Source organism: Citricoccus sp. NPDC055426, assembly GCF_040677445.1.
GTDB lineage: Bacteria > Actinomycetota > Actinomycetes > Actinomycetales > Micrococcaceae > Citricoccus.
Map to the genome: position 1 here is coordinate 138,186 of NZ_JBFARZ010000008.1, position 17,985 is coordinate 156,170.

The window sequence follows — 17,985 nt, forward strand, 5'->3', positions numbered from 1 at the left end:
ATGGCCACCGTGACTCCCCCCGATACCGTGACCGCGGTGGCCGTGCCCGAGAAGCGTGCGCCCCTGGTCCAGATGGTCTGGCAGGGCGGGACCATCATCGCCCTGGCGGCACTCATCCTGATCTTCGGGGTGATGAGCCCTTCGGCCTTCCTGAGCCTGGGCAACCTGACGAACGTCCTGGCCCAGGTGGCCATCTTGACCATCATCGCGGCCGCCCAAACCATGGTGATGGTCACCGGTCACTTCGACCTGTCTGTGGGGACCACAGCCACCCTGTCCGGGGCCACCGCCTCCGCCCTGATGCTCAGCGGACTGCCGGTGCCGGTGGCGATCGTCCTGGGGCTGCTCGCTGGGCTGGCCGTGGGCATGATCAACGGGCTGCTCGTGGCCTACCTGAACATCTCGGCCATCGTGGCGACCCTTGCGACCATGACCACCGTCGGGGGCCTGGCCTTCATCGTCACGGACGGCACCACGCTCTACGGCATGCCGGAGTCCTTCTTCTGGATTGGCCAGGCCCGGCCGCTGGGCATCCCCATGCCCGTCGTCTTCGCGATCGTGGTGGCGCTCATCGTCTGGGTGGTGCTGCGCTACACCACGGTGGGCCGCCGCTGGTACGCGGTGGGCGGCAGCCCAGAGGTGGCACGGCTGTCCGGCGTCAACGTCCGCGGCAACGTGTTCTGGGCCTTCGCCCTCGCCGGTCTGGCCTCCGGGCTGGGCGGCATCGTGCTGGTGAGTCGGCTCTCCAGCGCCAGCGCCACGAGCGCCAACGACTACATGATGCTCGCCGTGGCGGCCGTGTTCCTCGGCATGACCATCGCCAACTCCGGCCAGGCCAACCTCGGCGGGACCCTAGTTGGCGTGGGCATCATCGGCGTGCTGCAGAACGGGCTGAACATCGTGGGCGTCAACACCTACATCCAGCAGGTGCTCACCGGCGTGATCATCGTCGGGGCGGTCCTGCTCTCCTCCTTCAAGTCCAAACACCGATAGGCCCCTCCCGGCCCCTCACCCCGGATACCCCCATCCACCCACGGCCACCGTCTGGTGGCACCTTCCACAGGAGAAGACCATGCGTACATCACTGAAGATCACCGCAGGCCTGGCCGTCGCCGGGATGTTGGCCCTCACCGGGTGCTCCGGTGACGCCGGAGCCGGTGGCGAGGACACCTTCAAGGTCGCCGCCTTCACCGCCGGGTACGGCACCCCGGCCGGCAAGGAATCCCTCGACGAGCTCGTGGAGAAAGGCAAGGAGAAGGGCTGGGACGTCACCCTGTACACCTCCGACTTCGACTACGACAAGATCAACACCGACGTCCAGTCGGCCATCACCCAGGGGGCCGACGTGATCGTGGCCGGCTTCCCGGACCCCCGTCAGATCGCCCCGCTGGTCAACGCCGCCGAGTCCTCTGAGATCCCCATCTTCTCGATCGACGGCGGCGTGGAGCCCAACGACGACTTCGTCCAGGACATCACCTTCGACCAGCAGCAGATCGCCGACCTCGGCCTCGGCGCCCTGGAGGAGGCCATGGGCGGCCTCGAGGGCAAGGATGTCATGGTGATCGGGCACGATCCCCACGTGGGGATCATGACCCGCAGCAACATCGCCGTGGACGAGCTGGAGGCCGCCGGAGCCAACCTCGCCGGCGGCGAGATGAAGCAGGTCCTGAACCCGGGTACCTCGCAGGAGGAGACCCTGAAGTTCGTCACCGACTTCCTGCAGGCCAACCCGGACGGGCTGGACGGGATCTGGACCGGCTGGGACCACGCCGCACTCGGGGCCGTGCAGGCCATCAACGAATCCGGCCAGGACGACATCTACGTCACCGGCGTGGACGCTCTCGGTGCGGCCGCGGCGGAGATCGAGAAGGACGGCCCCTTCTACGCGTCCGTCCTGCAGGACTGGTCCAAGGTCGTGGACATGACGGTGGACAGCGTCGAGGCCTTCCGCGCGGACGGGACGCTGCCCGAGGAGGACTTCGTGGAGGTCGAAGCGGAGCTGATCGACCGGAGCAACGTGGCCGACTACGAACCGACGATGTGAGGCATATGACCGGTACTGACATCACCACCGGGACCGACCGCCTGCTGGAGATCTTCTCGATGCACCAGGACATCGTGGTCGTCACTGGGGCCTCGAGCGGCATCGGCCGCGCCGCCGCCGAGATCTACGCGGATGCCGGCGCCACCGTCGTCGTCCTGGGCCGGGACCAAGGGCGCCTGGACGAGGTCCGGGACGGCATCACCGCCGCCGGGGGCACAGCCCACGCCTACGCCGCCGAACTCTCCCGGTTCGGGGCCTTCGACGAGGCGCTGGAACGGATCGTCACCGAGGTCGGCCGGCCCACCGTCGTCGTGGCCAATGCCGGGATCGCCGGCGGTGGCAGCTACCGGACCGAGGACGGGGCCATCGCCCGGTACACGGATGAGGAATGGGACCACGTGGTGGACACCAACCTCAGCGGCACCTTCGCCACGGTCCGCGCCGCCGCCCGGGTGCTGCCGGAGAACGGCCGGATCCTGGTCACCTCCTCCACCGCCGGGCTGCGGACGGACCCCATGGTGTCCTACGCCTACGGGGCCACGAAGGCGGGCATCATCAACCTGGCCCGCCAGGTCGCCCTCGAGCTGGCACCCCGCGGCATCCGCGTCAACGTGATCGCCCCCGGCCCGTTCAAGGGCACCCGGATCGGCGGGGACGCCGTGCTGGACGAGGCCGGCGAGCGGATGTGGGAGGAGACCATTCCGCTGGCCCGGATGGGAACCATGGCCGAGATCCAGGCGCCCATGCTCTTCCTCGTGGCGCCGGGCAACTCCTTCGTCACCGGCGCCGTGCTCGCCGTGGACGGCGGGGCGCTGGCCCTCTCGCACACCATGTTCTGACCCACCTCGAGAACTCCCAAGGAGACAATGTGACCACTCTGAAAGACAAAGTCCTGCTGATCACCGGCGGTGCCAGCGGCATCGGCCGCGCCACCGTGCGTCGCTGCGCCGAGAAGGGCGCGAAGGTGATGGTGGCGGACCTCAACCTCCACGGGGCCCAGGCCGTGGCCGAAGAGGTGACGGCCGCCGGCGGGCAGGCGGCCGCGGTGGCGGTGGACGTCTCGGATTTCACCGCCGTTGAGGCCGCCGTGCAGTCCGCCGTGGACACCTACGGGCGGCTGGACGGGATCTTCAACAACGCCGGGATCGCCGGGGGCAAGCCGCTGCTGGAACACGACCCGATCAAGGACTACCACCCGATGATCCGAGTGGACCAGGACGGGGTCTACTACGGCATCCTGGCCGCCGGGCGGCAGTTCGCGAAGCAGGGCGGGGGCGGGGTCATCGTGAACACCTCCTCCATCTACGGCGAGCAGGCCGCGGAGCTGTCCTTCACCTACTCGGCGGCGAAGGCCGCCGTCATCTCCTTCACCCGCTCGGCCGCCTACGAGCTGGCCGAACACGGCACGCGCGTGCTGGCGATCACCCCCGGGCGGGCCAACACCGCGATCATCCAGCAGTTCCCCCAGCAGCTGCGGGACCTCTTCGCCTCCGAGCAGCTGCGCAACAAGATGACCGAGCCGGAGGAGATCGCCAACGTGGTGGCCTTCCTGTTCTCCGAGGAGTCCAATGCCATGAACGGCACCGTGGTGTCCGTGGACGACGGCTACTCGGTGTTCAAGCACCGCTTCGACCTGCCGGAGTTCTGAGGTGCGGGAGGACCTGTCCGCCGGTACGGACCTGGCCTGCCAGAGCGCGGCCTTCACCACGGATCCCTTCGGTGCCGATTTCGCCCGCTGCCTGCCGGTCCTGAGGGACGCCGGGTACCGGCGCGTGGTGCTGGGTCCGCTGGACCCCTCGGCGCGCGGTATCGAGGCGCTCGGCGCGCGGATTCACGACGCCGGCCTGGAACCTATCGCGATGGTGGTCCAGTCCCCGGAGGCGAACGTCATGTCCGGCAGCCCGGACGTCCGGCGGCGGGGATTCGAGCAGTTGCGGCGGATCGTGGAGATGACGCACCGGATGGGCGGGGACCAGCTCAACGGGGTGCCCTACGGGGTCCACGGGGACGCCTCCGCGTTGCCGGCGGAGCAGGACGTGGCCACCACTGCGGCCCTGGTGGGGGACGTGGCGGACGAGGCCGCCGCGGCCGGGATCATGATGACCTTCGAGGTGGTGAACCGTTATGAGACCTCCGTGCTGAACACGGCGGCCCAGGCGGTGCGCTTCGTGGAGCTCTCCGGCTCGAGGAACCTGAAGATCCACCTCGACACCTTCCACATGGCGATCGAGGAACCGGACCTGCTGGGCGCCGTGGCTCACGCCCTGCCCCACCTGGGGTATCTGGAGTTCGGGCAGTCCTCCCGCGGCCTGCTCTCCACCGGCAGCCTCGACCTGGCCGGCATTCTGGGCGCGGTCCGGGAGCTGGGCTACACGGGCAGGTACGGGGTGGAGGGATTCAGCCGCGCCACCATGCAGGAGCCGGTGGCGGACGCCCTGCGGATCTGGGGCACCACCTTCAGCACGGGCGAGGAGTTCGTCCGTGACGCAGCTGCGCTGTTCGCCTGAGCCCCTGCCGGACCGTTCACCCGCCGCGGAACCCCGCACCAGTCTGGATAGATTGGTTGGCATGTCTCCGGAACGCGATGACCTCCTGGCCTATCCCCGCCCCTCGGTGGCGGCCGACGTCGTCCTCCTGACCGTGGCCGACGGCCAGCTGAACGTGGTCCTGCGCCAGCGGGACCAGGGCAGCCATGCCGGGGAGTGGATGCTGCCCGGCACCATGCTGCGCGAGCGCGAACGGCTGGGTGCCGCGGTGCTGCGGTGCCTGGACACCCGGATGCACATCCAGGGACGCTCCCCGCGCCAGCTGCACGTCTTCGACGACCCGGCCCGGGACGAGCGGGGCTGGGTGCTGACCGTGACCCACCTGGACGTGCTGCCGCTGGCCGCCCTGGAGCAGGGGCTGGCCCACGGCCACGGCCAGCTGCGCCCGGTGACCGAGGTGCACGGCCTGCCGTTCAGCCACGACGAGATCATCGCGTGGGCCGTGAAGATGGTGCGCTGGGAGTACGAGCAGGAGCCGGACCCGTGGAACCTGCTGGAGTGTGAGTTCACCATGACCCAGTTGCGCCAGGTCCACGACGCCGTGGCGGGCTCCCCCCACCAGAAGGACACCTTCCGCCGGGCCATGGAGCCGCAGCTCGAGGCGCTGGAGCTGCGGGCCGTGCCGCCGGGCGGCAACGGACTGGGCCGTCCGGCGCGGGTCTACCGCAGACGACCGGACACCGATCAGCCCCTGCTGATCATGACCTGAGCACTCATGGCCGAGGTGGAGACCCCGAACGGGCGATCACGGCCGCGCCAACTGTCGATTCGCCCGGCGATTCTCGACGTGTAGCGCGGCCGTGATCTAGAGCTGCCCCTGAGGGTCCCACAGCGGGGTCTTGTTGCCCATACGCCCGCCGCGCTTGTACCAACGGCGGTACCAGGGCGGGGAGAGGAACAGCGGCCAGTGGATCATCGAGATCAGACCGATCGGCACCGCCAAGACCACCAAGAGGACCGTCAACAGGTCGATCGCTACGGGTGCGTCCTCGAACACGAGGTGAGGGGTCAGCCCCACCAGCAGGAGGCCCAGGGCGAGGTACGTATAGGGCATGAAGTTCCGGGCCAGGTAGTTGAAGATGGACGGCTTCGCACGCGCCCATTCGCGATTGACCCCGGCGATGCACATCAGCGAGGTCACCACCCAGGCGGCGCCGAGGATGAAGAGTCCGATTCCTGCCCATATTTCCACCCGTACAGGCTAACGTGTCAAGGCGGGAAGGGGCGCCGGCCACGCTCCCGCCGGGCATGGGGACTTCTCCCCATCGCGGGGCCGGGAACGACTTCCTAGGATGGTCCAGGTCCGGGGGAGACATGACCACAGTGACCGGACTGAGTGGAAGGAGCCGCAGCATGGCCTTGGAGCACTGGTCCATCGACGTCACGGAAGCACGGGCGGTGGTCACCACCACGAAGGGACACTTCGACAAGATCGACCAGCTCAAGGTGGACGCCCACAGCGCGGTGTTGGACGCCATCTCGGCCACGGACAACTTCGAGATCGGCGAGGCCCTGTCCACCACGAACAACGAGTACCTGGCCGTCATGCTCGGTTCGGCGGAGGCCATCGGGGACAACATCTGCCTGAAGATGCATGAGGCGATCAACGCCTACGTCAACGGGGACGCGGACATGGCCACCGAGGCGGAGGCCTCCACGGCCGGCCTCCCGGATGAGGATCCCGAAGCGGATAAGAGCACGCCGGTGGTCCGGCCGGCAGGGGAGTGATCATGACCGTCACCATTGCGGGGCTGCCGGAGAAGCTGCCGAACACCGGGGACATCGACGCAGCGGCCGGGGACATCAAGACCGCTGGCACCAACGCCGCCAGCTACGCCGAGGACGGCGTCACCTCCTGGTCCGGGCTGTCCGCCCACTACAGCACGCCGGATGCGGAGACCGCGCTGAACGCCGTGAACATGGTGCAGGTCTACGCGGACGAGGCCTCCACCTGTGCCACGTCCGTGAAGACGGCCCTGGGGAACTTCGCCGACGCCATCGAGGCGCTGCGGTCGGAGTACAACCTCGTCAAACAACTGGCCGGTACCCACAACGCGGTGGACACCACGGTGGCGGACTTCGACTACGCCGCCCACGCCACCGAGCGGAACAACCTCCAGAAGCGCATCAATGACGTGGCCACCGACTATGACGATGCGTCCAAGACCTGCGCCGATGCCATCCGGGCCGCCAACACGGGCAAGCTCTTCGAGCTGACCGACGGTGGCCTGCCGGTCGCGGTGGCGACCTTCGTGACGAAGACAGCCCTCGAGGGGTACACCACCAAGGGCAGCACGAAGTACTTCACCTACAACTTCTCCGCCCCGAGGATCGTCAGGCCGGCGGTGCTGGACAAGCTGCCGATCCCCCCGAAGTTCGTGGACCGGATCGATACGTGGGCCGAGGCCGGCAACAACGCGATCAACCAGAAGCACCGGCAACTCCTGCCGGACTTCTCGAAGAGGCAGTTCGCGGAGAGGACCGGTGGGTTCGACCCCGTCAAGAATCCCCATTTCACCGCACTGATGGCCTCTCCCGCGTTCCGGAGGCTGCTGGGCACGGATGGCAAGGCGAAGAACCCGAGCCTGCGGCGGTTGGTGGATCGCCATCACCTGTCCGTGAAGAACGGCACGGTCACCGTGGGGTACGCCGCCACCGATGGAAAGACCAAGGGCACGCCGAAGGCCCCCAAGTGGGCCAAGAACACCCTGCGCGGGATGAACGCCGCCGGCCACGTGGCCGGCTTCGCCTCGGCGACCTCCGCGCAGTACGAGGAACTCCGTCAGAAGCACCCCGACTGGTCCGAGGCGCAACTCAAGTCCGAGGCCGTGGCCGACGGCGTCACCACCCAGGTGGCCACCGCGGTCGGCGAGGAGGTCGGCGCCAAGGTCGGCACCCAGGTGGGTCGCTATGCCGGTGCCGCGATCGGCCAGGCTCTCATCCCCATCCCCGGCGTCGGCGCCGCCATCGGCGGGATCGCCGGCGGATTCGTGGGCAACTTCGTGGGCGGCTGGGTCGGCGGGAAGGTCGGCGGGGCCATCGGCGACTGGGTGGCGGACAACACGGACTTCACGGAAACAGCCAAGGATGTGGGGGAGAGCATCGGCAAGGCGGCCGGCAAGGCCAAGGACTTCATCGGCGGCCTCTTCGGCTAGCCGCCGGCCGGTTCCGGCCACCGCCTAGACTCACTCCGACTCTCACCGACCGATCACCGAGGCGAGGTACGCATCAGCATGTCATCCCCCCACCAGCAGCCAGCGCCGGAGCAGCAGGGCCGGTCCCGCATCCGGGCGCGGATCCCCGGCGGCTGGGCCACGGGCGAGGCGCCCCGCCCGGAGATCGAGTTCTTCGCCTTCCCCCAGATCGAGGGTGACGCCGGGTTCGTCCCCAACATGGTGGGGGTCCTCAACCCCTTCGAGGGCGGGCTCCACGAGTTCTCCGCCCTGGCCCAGGGGAACCTGTTCGCGCAGTTCGAGGACCTCCAGGTCATCGATGTGGGCTGGTGGGAGCGCGACGCCGGCCCGGCCCGGAGCCTGGTCACGTCCCGTTCCGAGAATGGCCGGGTCTTGATCGGCATCGAATACCTGTTCATCGAGGACGGCTGGGCCGTCCAGCTGACGGCCACCCTGACACCACCGGCATACCGGGCCCTCCGTCCGCTGTTCGACGGGATCGCCGCCAGCGCTGCGGTGGCCGACCACACCGGCCCGGCGGCCGGTGGGGCCGTCATGGACCAGGCGATCCGACTCGACGAGGTGGCCAGCGCCGCCGTCGGGCAGCCCTGCGAGCGGCTCGACTCGGTGCGCGGCATGGGCGTCTACCGCTCCGAGGGCCCCGTGCTGTCCACCGAGGCACTGGAGCTGCTGGTGAACCTGGCCCACGGCAACCGGCCCGGCCGGCTGGCCGGCACCACGCCGGCCATGGCGGAACTCCAGGAGGCCGGGCTGATGGCGGACCACCAGCCCACGGAGGAGGCCGGCCCCATCCTGGACCTGCTGGCGGAGCCGGCCGCCCAGATCACCGTGCAGGCCCACCGCGGTGAGACGGCCACGGACTTCCAGGCGTGGTTCGACGGCTCCCACGCCGTGATCGCCGCGGGGCCTCCCGCCGGATACCTCGACCACGACGAGGTGGCCCACGTGGGCCAGTCCGGGTACCGGCAGCTGGACCTGATGAGCACGGAGCAGCTGCCCGCGGCGTTGTTCGCCTGGGCCGGCGCCGGGCCTGCATGGGTCCTGTTCCCGGAGACGGAGACCATGAGCCAGGAACGGCTCATGAGCCACTGGACCGCCGTGGCCCCGGCGCCGAGCGCGGGCGCCGTGGACACCGCGGTGTGGGCGGAGCCCTGGTTCATCTGGACACTCAACGCCACGGGTGCCGCCTCTCGACTGGACGAGGTCGTCCGCGTCACGGCCGGTGACCGGGGCACCTACCGGCTGTTCCAGGCGGAACCGGACGAGGGGGGTTCGCGTCCCGTGAGTCTGCACCCGGAACCGCCGCAGGTGATCTTCGAGCACCTGCTGGGCACCGTCTCCGGGCTCGTGGGGGCGCGGTAGTCCGAGCCCCCCCCGGCCGTCCCCCCGACGGTTCCCCGACGGTTCCCCTGGGCGGAAGTGGCCGGTGCTGGCCAGGTCCTTCGATAGCCTGACGGGTGAACCGGCCGCCCGGACTGACTGATCAGGAGATACCCCCGTGAAGATCGAAGCACTCGTCGTCGAGGAGAAGGACGCCCCGTTCGTCCAGGAGACGCTGGAACTGGCCGAGCCTGGCCCGGGGGAGGCGCTGGTGCGGGTGGTGGCCTCCGGGGTCTGCCACACGGATGCGATCACCCAGGCCGGAGACATGCCCCTGCCGCTGCCCGGGGTGCTGGGCCACGAGGGCGCCGGCGTGGTGGAAGCCCTCGGTGAAGGGGTCACCAACGTGGCGGTGGGGGACCACGTCATCATGGGCTGGCCCTACTGCGGGCAGTGCCGCAACTGCCGCCGCGGCGAGCACCGCTACTGCGACCTGCTCGGCCCCGCCGTGGCCAGCGGACAACGGTTCATCGGGCCGCAGGCCGGGACCTCGGCCTACTCTCGCGCGGACGGCTCCACGCTCTCCGGGCACTTCTTCGGCCAGTCCTCCTTCGCCACGTACTCGCTGGCCAACGCCAACGCGCTGGTGGTGGTGGACCCGGAGGTACCGCTGGAACTGGTGGGCGTGCTGGCCTGCGGCATCACCACCGGCGCCGGGGCCGTGCTGAACACCGCACGGCCCTCCGCCGGTGAGTCCCTGGTCATCTACGGGGCCGGTGCCGTGGGACTCGCGGCGATCATGGCCGCCCGCAACACCGCCGCCACCACGATCATCGCCATCGACCTGCATGACTCCCGGCTCGAGCTGGCCACCCGCTACGGCGCCACCCACGTGATCAACTCCGGGCGCGAGGAGGCCCTGGAGCGGATCCTGCAGATCTGCGGCGGGACAGCCGACTACGTCATCGACTGCACCGGCGTGGTCGCGGTGATCGAGGAGGCCGCCGAGGCGGTGGGCATGCTCGGTACCCTGATTCTCATCGGCGGCGCCCCCGCCGGGGCCCGGTTCAGCCTGGACCACATGCGCACCCTGTGGGGCAAGCACGTGGTCGGCACCCTCGGCGGGTCCGGCACCTCCCAGGACCTGATCCCGGCGCTGATCGCGCTGTACCGGCAGGGCCGTTTCCCGTTCGACGAGCTCGTGCAGTACTACGGCTTCGACCAGGTGGACCAGGCCTTCGCCGACTCGAAGTCCGGCCAGACCATCAAGCCGGTGCTGCGCATCGGCTGACCCCGAACAGGGGATCACGGCCGCGCCAACTGTCGATTCGTTCGGCGATTCTCGACGTGTAGCGCGGCCGTGATGTGTGGGGTAGGCGGGGCATTTCATTGCGGTCGCTACGCTCGGAGCATGGAACCGCACTCCTCCGGCACGCCGCTCGGCCCCTCCTCGCGCTCGCAGGTGCCGGACTTCCAGGTGATGACCATCCTCGGGAGGGTCGCCGAGCTGCGGGCCGCCGGGGCCGACGTCGTGAGCCTGTGCGCCGGGGAACCCGGCGGCGGGGCACCCTCGGGCGTCAACGCGCGGGCCGCCGAGGTGCACGCCTCCGGGCGGGCCCTGAACTACACGCCCACCCTGGGGATCGCGCCGCTGCGGCAGGCCATCGCGGCGCACTACGGCCGCTGGTACGGCCTGGACGTGGACCCCGCGCGGGTGGCCGTGACCACCGGCTCCTCCGGCGCGTTCATGCTCGGCTTCCTCGCCGCCTTCAACCCCGGGGACCGCGTGGCCATGGCCCGCCCCGGCTATGCCGCCTACCGCAACATCCTCACCGCGCTCGGCTGCCAGGTGGTGGAGCTCGACGCCGGCCCGGCCGTGCGCTTCCAGCCCACCCCCGCGCTGCTCGAGGAGGCGGAGGCCGCCCACGGTCCGCTGGCCGGGCTGATCCTGGCGTCCCCGAACAACCCGACGGGCACCATGGCCACCCGCGGGGAGCTGGCCGCGCTGACGGCCTGGTGCTCCGGCCGCGGAGTGCGGCTGGTCTCGGACGAGATCTACCACGGGGTGACTTACGGGTCTCCCGGCACCGAGGGCGCGAGGCCTGCGGGAGGTGACGGGGCCGGCGTCGTGCGCGGGGTCTGCGCCTGGGAGTATTCCACGGAGACGATGGTGATCAGCTCCTTCTCCAAGTACTGGGGCATGCCGGGGTGGCGGATCGGCTGGATGCTGATGCCCGAGGACCTGGCACCGGCGATCGGCGGACTCTCCGGCTCGGTCTCCCTATGCCCGCCGGCGGCCGCACAGTACGCGGCCGTCGAGGCGTTCACGGAGCAGTCCTACGCCGAGTCCGACGCGCAGGTGGCCGGGTTCGCCCGCGCCCGGGAGCTCGTGCTGGCGAACCAGGACCGACTGGGCTGGACGGACGCCGCCCCGGCGGACGGCGCCTTCTACTTCTGGGCGCAGCCGGGGGAGGCCATGCTGGAGAAGTACGGGACCTCAACGGCCTACTGCGAGGCCCTGCTGGAGCAGGCGCACGTGGCCCTGACCCCCGGGACGGACTTCGACACGGCCCACGGGGAGCAATACGTGCGCCTGTCCTTCGCCGCCGGGGAGCGGGACGTGGCCGAGGCGATCGAGCGGATCGTGGGGTTCCAGCGGGGGTGATGGCGCAGGGGAACCCTCCAGGATTGCTAGGCTGGAGCGCATGTCCACCGCCCTGACCCTCGCAGTCCTCGCGGTCGGACTCATCCTCACCCCCCTGTTCTGCCGCTGGTGGGGCCGTCACGCCGGCTGGCCGCTGGCTGCGGTGTACGTGCTCGCGGCCGCCGCGTACGTTCCGGCTCTGGCGCAGGGCTCTGATGCCGCCACCTGGTCCACCCCCTGGATCCCGTCCTGGGGCGGGGAGGGTGGCGAGGGCATCCGGCTGGCGTTCTCCGCCGATCCGGTCTCCAGTGTCTTCACCCTGATCGCCCTGCTCATCGGCGCGGTGGTGCTCGTCTACTCCACCCAGTACCTGGACCCCGGCCCGAACCGGAGCTTCTACCTCGGGATGGCCCTGTTCACGCTCTCGATGGTCGGACTCGTCACGGCGGACGACCTGGCGGTGCTGTTCATCTGCTGGGAACTGACCTCGCTGGCCTCCTTCCTGCTCATCGCCCGGTCCGGCCAGGGGGCCGTCGCCCCCTCGATGCGGACCCTGCTCATCACCTTCCTCGGTGGGCTGGCCCTCCTGGTCGCCGTCGTGCTGATGGCGGCCCGCACCGGGACCACGGACCTGGGCGAGGTCATGGCCTCGGGCGTGTGGGCCGAGGACCCGGCGTTCACCACCCTGATCGGGGTGCTCATCGCCCTAGCCGCCATGACCAAGTCGGCCCAGTTCCCCTTCCACTCCTGGCTCCCGGACGCCATGGCGGCCGCCACCCCCGTCTCGGCGTACCTGCACGCCGCGGCCGTGGTGAAGGCCGGCATCTTCCTGCTGCTCCGGTTCTCCCCGGTGTTCCACGAGGACGCCACCTGGTCAGTGCTGTTGGTCGTCGTCGGCCTGGTGACCTCCGCCGTCGGCGGCTGGCGGGCCCTGCAACAGCATGACCTCAAGAAGCTCATGGCGTACTCGACCGTGAGCCAGCTCGGGCTCATCGTCGCCGCGATCGGCACCGGGACCGAGGCCGGGATCGCCGCCGCACTGATCCACACCATCGCGCACGCCCTGTTCAAGTCCGGCCTGTTCATGATGGTCGGCGTGGTGGACCATGCCACCGGCACCCGTGACCTGCGGCGCCTGCCGGTGCTGTACCGGGCGATGCCGTTCACCTTCGCCGTGACCGTCCTGGGCGCCGGCGCGATGGCCGGCATCCCCCCGTTGCTCGGGTTCATCTCCAAGGAGTCCATCTTCACGGCCCTCAACCAGTGGTCCGCGGACGGCGGGGCCGGCGGCACGCTGGCCTCCTGGGCAGGACCTGCTGCGCTGGTCGGCGCCGCACTCGGCTCCGTGCTGACCTTCGCCTACTGTGCCAAGGTCGTCGTGGGCGGTTTCACCGACCCGGAGCGTCCCGAAGGATCCGGGGACCCGGCGCACCGGGCGCCGGGCCAGGACCACGGGCACGGACAGGGGCAGGGACAGGCCACGCCCCTCCACGCACCCGGCGGCGTGCTCGTGACCGCCACGGCAGTGCCGATCCTCGCCTCCGTCGCGGCTCTGTTCACGCTGCCGCTGCTGGATGCCGCCGTCGGCTCCGCCACCGCCACGGCGCTGCCCGGTGCCACCGCCGAACCGCACTTCGTGCTGTGGCACGGCGTCACGGCCGAGCTGCTGACCACGCTCGCGGTCTTCGCCGTGGGTCTGCTGACCGTCCTGCTGCGCCACCGGCTCTGGCCGGCCCTGGAGTGCAAGGGGCTGCCGTTCAGCGGCGCCTCCATCATCGAGGCCTGCACCCGTGGCCTGACGGTGGCCGGTCACGCCGTCGCCCGTCTCACCGCCCGGGATGCCGCCGCCTCCCACGCGGCCGCCATGGTCGCCGCCCTGACGGCCGTGGTGGTCCCCGGTGTCCTGGTGCTGTCTGCGCAGGGCAGCCTGCCGCCGTTGCGTGAGGGCGTGACCCAGCCGGCGGACGTGGTCCTGCTGGTGCTGATGGCCGTCGCGGCGCTCGGTGTGGCCCTGACCCGTTCACGCCTGGGCGCCACGGTGGCGTTGTCCGCCATCGGCGTGCTCATGACGGTCCAGATCGTCGCCCTCGGCGCGCCCGACGTGGCCCTGACCCAGCTGCTGGTGGAAAGCCTGACCATCATCGTCATCATGCTGGTCCTGCAGAAGCTGCCACGGACCTTCGTGGCACCCAGGGCCAGGCGGGCCCTGCCGGCGGCGGTCATCGCAATCGGGGCCGGGCTCGCCACCGGCCTGGCCACGTGGGGACTGACCGGCCGGCGAGAGAAGTCCGAGGTCGGCACGTACCTGCTGGAGAACGGGCGGGAGATCACCGGCGGTGACAACATCGTCAACGTCATCCTGGTCGAGTTCCGTGCCCTGGACACCCTCGGGGAACTGGCCGTGCTGGGCATGGCCGGCATCGCCCTGGCCGCCGTGCTCTCCACGGTCCGCAACCGGTACATGGACCCGGACCCGGACCGGTTGGCCCACGAGCAGGACGGCGCCGACCGCACCGGCGGCCCGGACCTCGGCAGTCCGACGGCTCACCGCGCCATCCTCAGCTCCTGGGGCAACATCAGCCAGCTGCAGCTGATGCTGCGCTTCCTGATCCCGCTGCTCGCCGTGGTCTCGGCCGTGCTGTTCCTGCGCGGTCACAACGAGCCCGGGGGCGGGTTCATCGCGGCCCTCGTGGGTTCCGCCATCGTTGGCCTGGTCTATCTGTCCACCTCGAGGGACCGGCAGGTCGGCCCACCCCGGCTGCCCGTCTACCTGATTGGTGGCGGCGTGGTGGTCGCCGTGGCCACCGGACTGTGGAACATGGCGGTCACGGGGACGTACATGGAACCCCAGCACGGATACATCCTCGGGCAGCACGTGAGCACCTCCATGGTGTTCGACGCCGGCGTCTACCTGGCGGTCATCGGACTCATCCTGCTCGCGTTCAACGTGCTCGGCACGGCGCGTTCGGTCCACCTCAGCCCCGGCGGAGAGGGTGCCCGGGAACGGATTGACGAGACCGTGACGGGGGAGGTGGACGGTCCGAGGGACAACCCGATCGACAGCCTGCTCTTCGCGGCCGACCGGCGGGCCGGGGCCGACAACGACTCCGGGACACCGGTGAGGCCCACCAGCCAACACATCTCAGCCGGCGACCGACCTGACGAATGGGGGCGGTGACATGTTCGTCCTGGCCGTGACCATCGGCGTGCTGACCGCCGCGGGCGTCTGGCTGCTGCAGCAGCGGAGCATGGTCCACACCGTCTTCGGGCTGACCCTCGTCTCCCACGCCGCCAACCTGTTGCTGCTGGCCTCGGGCGTGCCGGGGTGGCGCACCGAGCCCCTGATGTCCACGGCGGAGGCCGCCGAGGCGGCGGACCCCTTGCCCCAGGCCTTCGTGCTGACCGCCATCGTGATCTCCATGGCCACCACCATCTTCATGCTCGCCCTCGCGGTGATCGGCCGGAACGACGACCAGGAGAAGATACCCGAGACCGGGGAGGAGCACGCATGACCGAACTGACCGCCGGCTCGCTGCTGGCCCTGTTCGTGGCCGTCCCCCTCCTGGGCGCCGGCCTCTCGGTGATCCTCCGCCGCCGCCTGGTGGACCGGGGCCTGCTCGTGGGGGTCCCCGCGCTGGCGGTCGCCGGGGCCGTCGCCCTGATGCTGTTCCACCGGGAGACCCCCGTGGTGGCCACCGCCATCGGCTCCTTCGAGGGCGGCATCGCCATCCCGCTGGTCTCTGACATGCTCGCCGCCCTGATGCTGGCCACCACCGGCCTGGCCACGGCCGCCGCGGGGTGGTTCCTGACCGTCACCGGGGAGGCCCGGCTCCGGTTCGTCCCCGCGCTGGCCCTGTTGCTCATGACCGGCGTCAACGGCGCCCTGCTGACCGGCGACCTGTTCAACCTCTTCGTCTTCGTCGAGGTCATGCTGCTGCCGTCCTACGCGCTCATCGCCGTGACCGGCACCTGGCGGCGTCTCGGCCTGGGCCGCATGTTCGTGATCGTCAACCTGGTGACCAGCCTCATCCTGCTGATGGGGGTCGGCCTGGTCTACGGCTCGGCCGGCACCGTGAACCTGGCCGTCCTGGCCGGGCGGGCCGCCGAGGACCCCCAGGTGGCACTGGCCGTCACCGTGGTCCTGCTGGCCCTGGCCATCAAGGCGGGCGTCGTCCCCGTCCACGGCTGGATGCCCCGGGCCTACGCCGGGACCTCGGCGGGCATCATGGCCCTGTTCTCCGCGCTGCACACCAAGGTTTCGCTCTACGCCATCTTCCGTCTCTACTTCACCGCCTTCGAACCGGGCACGACGCCGGCCGGTGCCTCGGGCGCTTCCGGCGCCTCTGAGCCGGGCACCGGGATGGGCGAGACCGTCGCGGTGGTGATCGCCGTCGTCGTGCTCGTCACCATGGTGCTGGGCGCCCTCGGTTCCCTGGGCGAGCAGCGGTTCCGCGGTGTCCTGGCCTTCCAGATGGTCGCCGGCGTGGGTCACATCCTGATCGGCGTCGCCGTGGCGTCCCCCGCGGCGGTGACAGCAGGACTGTTCTACCTGGTGCACCACGTGATCACGATGGCCTCGCTGCTGACCACCGTCGGCGCGGTCGAGCACACCTACGGCACCGGGGTGCTGGGGCGGCTCTCCGGGGTGATGCACCGGGAGCGGCTGACCGCAGTGCTGGTGGCCCTGGGCCTGCTGTCCCTGGCCGGGCTGCCGCCGACCTCGGGGCTGTGGGGGAAGTTCGGGCTGGGCCTGGCCGTGGCAGACTCCGGGGCGGAGAGCCCGGCGTGGCAGACGCCGCTGTTCCTCATCGCGATCGTCGTCTCCTCCGTGGTCACGCTCGTGGCGCTGCAGCGCCTGTGGGGCGGCAGCTTCGCGGGAGCTCCGCTGCGCCGGTACTGGCCTGCCGCGCGCGGGGGCGGCCGGGATGAGGCCCTGCCGCTGGACAGTACCGTTCGTGTCCCGCTGCGCCTGTTGGCCCCCGGCGTGATGATGATGGGGGTCTCCCTCGCGCTCTTCGTGTGCGCCGGGTTCCTGATGCCCTTCGTCGACAGTGCGACGGCCGGACTCTTCGACACCGGCCCCTACATCGAGGCGGTGCTGCCATGACGGCTGACCAGCCACGCGCGCGCGGGCCCTGGCGGTTCAGTGCCGGATCCATGATCGTCTACCTGGCCTGGCTGATCGGCCAGGTCGTCGCCGGCTCCGTGACGGTGGCCCGGCGCACCCTGAGACCCGGCCGGTTCGCGGAGCCGTCCATCGTGGCCTTCCCACTGCGCTGTGAGACGGATCTGGAGGTGACCTGGATGGCCTCCTCCATCACCATCACGCCGGGCACCCTGGTGGTGGGCACGGCGCACGGCTCGGACGTCGAGCCCGTGACCGTCTTCGTCCATTCCGTCTTCGACCAGGACCGGGAATCCGTGCAGGAGGGGCTGCGGGACATGGAGGACCGCCTGCTGCGGATGACCCGCGGGCCACGGTGGCAGGAGTATGGGGACCACAGGGGCCATGAGGGAAGGGAGACCGGATGAGCATCGACTCCGCCTACGACGTGGTCCTCTCGGGGGTGTTGCTCATCCTGGCCGTGGCCATCCTCGTGGGGCTCTTCCGCATCTATACCTCGGCGGCGGCCGCCGAGCGGGCCGTGGTCGGGGACCTGGTGTTCTTCGCTGGCGTCGGGATCCTGATGATGGTGGGGATCCACTCCGGGTCCGCCATCATCCAGGACGCGGCCATGCTCGCCGCCTTCCTGGGCATCCTGGCCACCGTGGCCCTGGCACGCATCCTGACGAGGGGGGAGCGCTAGTGGCTGGATACGAGATCCTGGCTTCCGTCCTGATGCTGGGTGGCGCACTGCTGGTGCTGCTGTCCGCCGTGGCCATGGTGCGCGCGCGGGACGCCCTGCAGATGATGAACGTGTTCTCCCCTGCCACGGGGATGGGACTGCCCCTCGTGGTCGCCGGCGTGTTCGTGCACCTGACCGGACGGGAAGGGTTCGACTGGTGGGCGCTGGCCGTCAGCCTCGTCACGGTGGCCTCACTGGTGATCGTGTCCTCGCTGGCCTCGAACACCCTCGCCCGCGCGGTGTACCAGTCCGGTGCGCCGGTGGATCCGCGCACCGAACCCCAGGACCTGGCTCGGCCCTCGGGCCCGGGGACACCGTAGGCGAACTCCTCACCGCCATCCCCGGCCAGGCGCTCCCCGAGCCGGGTCCCCAGCCGGCCGCAGTCCACGAG

18 protein-coding genes are annotated in these 17,985 nt (G+C 70.3%); 17 read left to right on the forward strand and 1 reads right to left on the reverse strand.

Going from position 1 to position 17,985, the window contains the following annotated elements:
- The 6 genes from AB0K08_RS12400 to AB0K08_RS12425 all read left to right on the forward strand — a co-directional run bounded on the left by AB0K08_RS12400 (window position 1) and on the right by AB0K08_RS12425 (window position 5,299).
- Complete coding sequence (locus tag AB0K08_RS12400; RefSeq protein WP_363354880.1) at window positions 1-993, forward strand: ABC transporter permease; 993 nt, start codon at window positions 1-3, stop codon at window positions 991-993.
- A 79-nt stretch (window positions 994-1,072) separates the two neighbouring features.
- Window positions 1,073-2,044 carry a sugar ABC transporter substrate-binding protein gene (locus tag AB0K08_RS12405; protein WP_363354882.1) on the forward strand — a complete coding sequence of 324 codons (972 nt, stop codon included), beginning with the start codon at window positions 1,073-1,075 and terminating at the stop codon, window positions 2,042-2,044.
- 5 nt (window positions 2,045-2,049) lie between these two features.
- Complete coding sequence (locus tag AB0K08_RS12410) at window positions 2,050-2,883, forward strand: SDR family NAD(P)-dependent oxidoreductase (RefSeq protein WP_363354884.1); 834 nt, start codon at window positions 2,050-2,052, stop codon at window positions 2,881-2,883.
- A 29-nt stretch (window positions 2,884-2,912) separates the two neighbouring features.
- Window positions 2,913-3,692, forward strand: a complete 780-nt coding sequence (locus tag AB0K08_RS12415; RefSeq protein ID WP_363354886.1) for an SDR family oxidoreductase — start codon at window positions 2,913-2,915, stop codon at window positions 3,690-3,692.
- 1 nt (window position 3,693) lies between these two features.
- Entirely contained in the window at window positions 3,694-4,551 is an 858-nt protein-coding gene (locus tag AB0K08_RS12420) for a sugar phosphate isomerase/epimerase (RefSeq protein ID WP_363354888.1), read from the forward strand.
- 61 nt (window positions 4,552-4,612) lie between these two features.
- Window positions 4,613-5,299 carry an NUDIX hydrolase gene (locus tag AB0K08_RS12425; RefSeq protein ID WP_363354890.1) on the forward strand — a complete coding sequence of 229 codons (687 nt, stop codon included), beginning with the start codon at window positions 4,613-4,615 and terminating at the stop codon, window positions 5,297-5,299.
- Window positions 5,300-5,395: 96 nt separating this feature from the next.
- Here AB0K08_RS12425 and AB0K08_RS12430 read toward each other — a convergent pair whose 3' ends face one another.
- On the reverse strand, window positions 5,396-5,782 hold the full coding sequence (locus AB0K08_RS12430; protein WP_363354892.1) for a hypothetical protein: 387 nt from the start codon (window positions 5,780-5,782) through the stop codon (window positions 5,396-5,398).
- Window positions 5,783-5,943: 161 nt separating this feature from the next.
- Here AB0K08_RS12430 and AB0K08_RS12435 point away from each other — a divergent pair, with 161 nt between their 5' ends.
- From AB0K08_RS12435 to AB0K08_RS12485, 11 genes are all read left to right on the forward strand, one after another.
- Window positions 5,944-6,318, forward strand: a complete 375-nt coding sequence (locus AB0K08_RS12435; RefSeq protein ID WP_363354894.1) for a DUF6507 family protein — start codon at window positions 5,944-5,946, stop codon at window positions 6,316-6,318.
- Window positions 6,319-6,320: 2 nt separating this feature from the next.
- Window positions 6,321-7,745 (forward strand): hypothetical protein, encoded by a 1,425-nt coding sequence (locus AB0K08_RS12440; RefSeq protein WP_363354896.1) that lies wholly within the window; start codon window positions 6,321-6,323, stop codon window positions 7,743-7,745.
- Window positions 7,746-7,823: 78 nt separating this feature from the next.
- A complete protein-coding gene (locus AB0K08_RS12445; protein ID WP_363354898.1) occupies window positions 7,824-9,146 on the forward strand; it encodes a hypothetical protein in 1,323 nt (440 codons plus the stop codon).
- 136 nt (window positions 9,147-9,282) lie between these two features.
- Complete coding sequence (locus tag AB0K08_RS12450) at window positions 9,283-10,395, forward strand: NAD(P)-dependent alcohol dehydrogenase (RefSeq protein ID WP_363354900.1); 1,113 nt, start codon at window positions 9,283-9,285, stop codon at window positions 10,393-10,395.
- 120 nt (window positions 10,396-10,515) lie between these two features.
- Complete coding sequence (locus tag AB0K08_RS12455) at window positions 10,516-11,769, forward strand: aminotransferase class I/II-fold pyridoxal phosphate-dependent enzyme (protein WP_363354902.1); 1,254 nt, start codon at window positions 10,516-10,518, stop codon at window positions 11,767-11,769.
- Window positions 11,770-11,809: 40 nt separating this feature from the next.
- Window positions 11,810-14,926: a DUF4040 family protein gene (locus AB0K08_RS12460; RefSeq protein ID WP_363354904.1), complete on the forward strand. Its 3,117-nt coding sequence runs from the start codon at window positions 11,810-11,812 to the stop codon at window positions 14,924-14,926.
- A gap of 1 nt (window position 14,927) precedes the next feature.
- Window positions 14,928-15,260, forward strand: coding sequence for a sodium:proton antiporter (locus AB0K08_RS12465; protein WP_363354906.1), 333 nt, complete (start codon window positions 14,928-14,930; stop codon window positions 15,258-15,260).
- Window positions 15,257-16,855 (forward strand): proton-conducting transporter membrane subunit, encoded by a 1,599-nt coding sequence (locus AB0K08_RS12470; protein WP_363354908.1) that lies wholly within the window; start codon window positions 15,257-15,259, stop codon window positions 16,853-16,855. Before AB0K08_RS12465 ends, AB0K08_RS12470 begins: the two co-directional genes overlap by 4 nt.
- Window positions 16,852-17,280 carry a Na+/H+ antiporter subunit E gene (locus tag AB0K08_RS12475; protein WP_363354910.1) on the forward strand — a complete coding sequence of 143 codons (429 nt, stop codon included), beginning with the start codon at window positions 16,852-16,854 and terminating at the stop codon, window positions 17,278-17,280. Before AB0K08_RS12470 ends, AB0K08_RS12475 begins: the two co-directional genes overlap by 4 nt.
- Complete coding sequence (locus tag AB0K08_RS12480; protein WP_363354912.1) at window positions 17,277-17,555, forward strand: monovalent cation/H+ antiporter complex subunit F; 279 nt, start codon at window positions 17,277-17,279, stop codon at window positions 17,553-17,555. Before AB0K08_RS12475 ends, AB0K08_RS12480 begins: the two co-directional genes overlap by 4 nt.
- Window positions 17,555-17,914: a monovalent cation/H(+) antiporter subunit G gene (locus AB0K08_RS12485; RefSeq protein ID WP_363354914.1), complete on the forward strand. Its 360-nt coding sequence runs from the start codon at window positions 17,555-17,557 to the stop codon at window positions 17,912-17,914. The genes AB0K08_RS12480 and AB0K08_RS12485 overlap by 1 nt, the downstream gene beginning before the upstream one ends.
- Window positions 17,915-17,985: the final 71 nt, after the last annotated feature.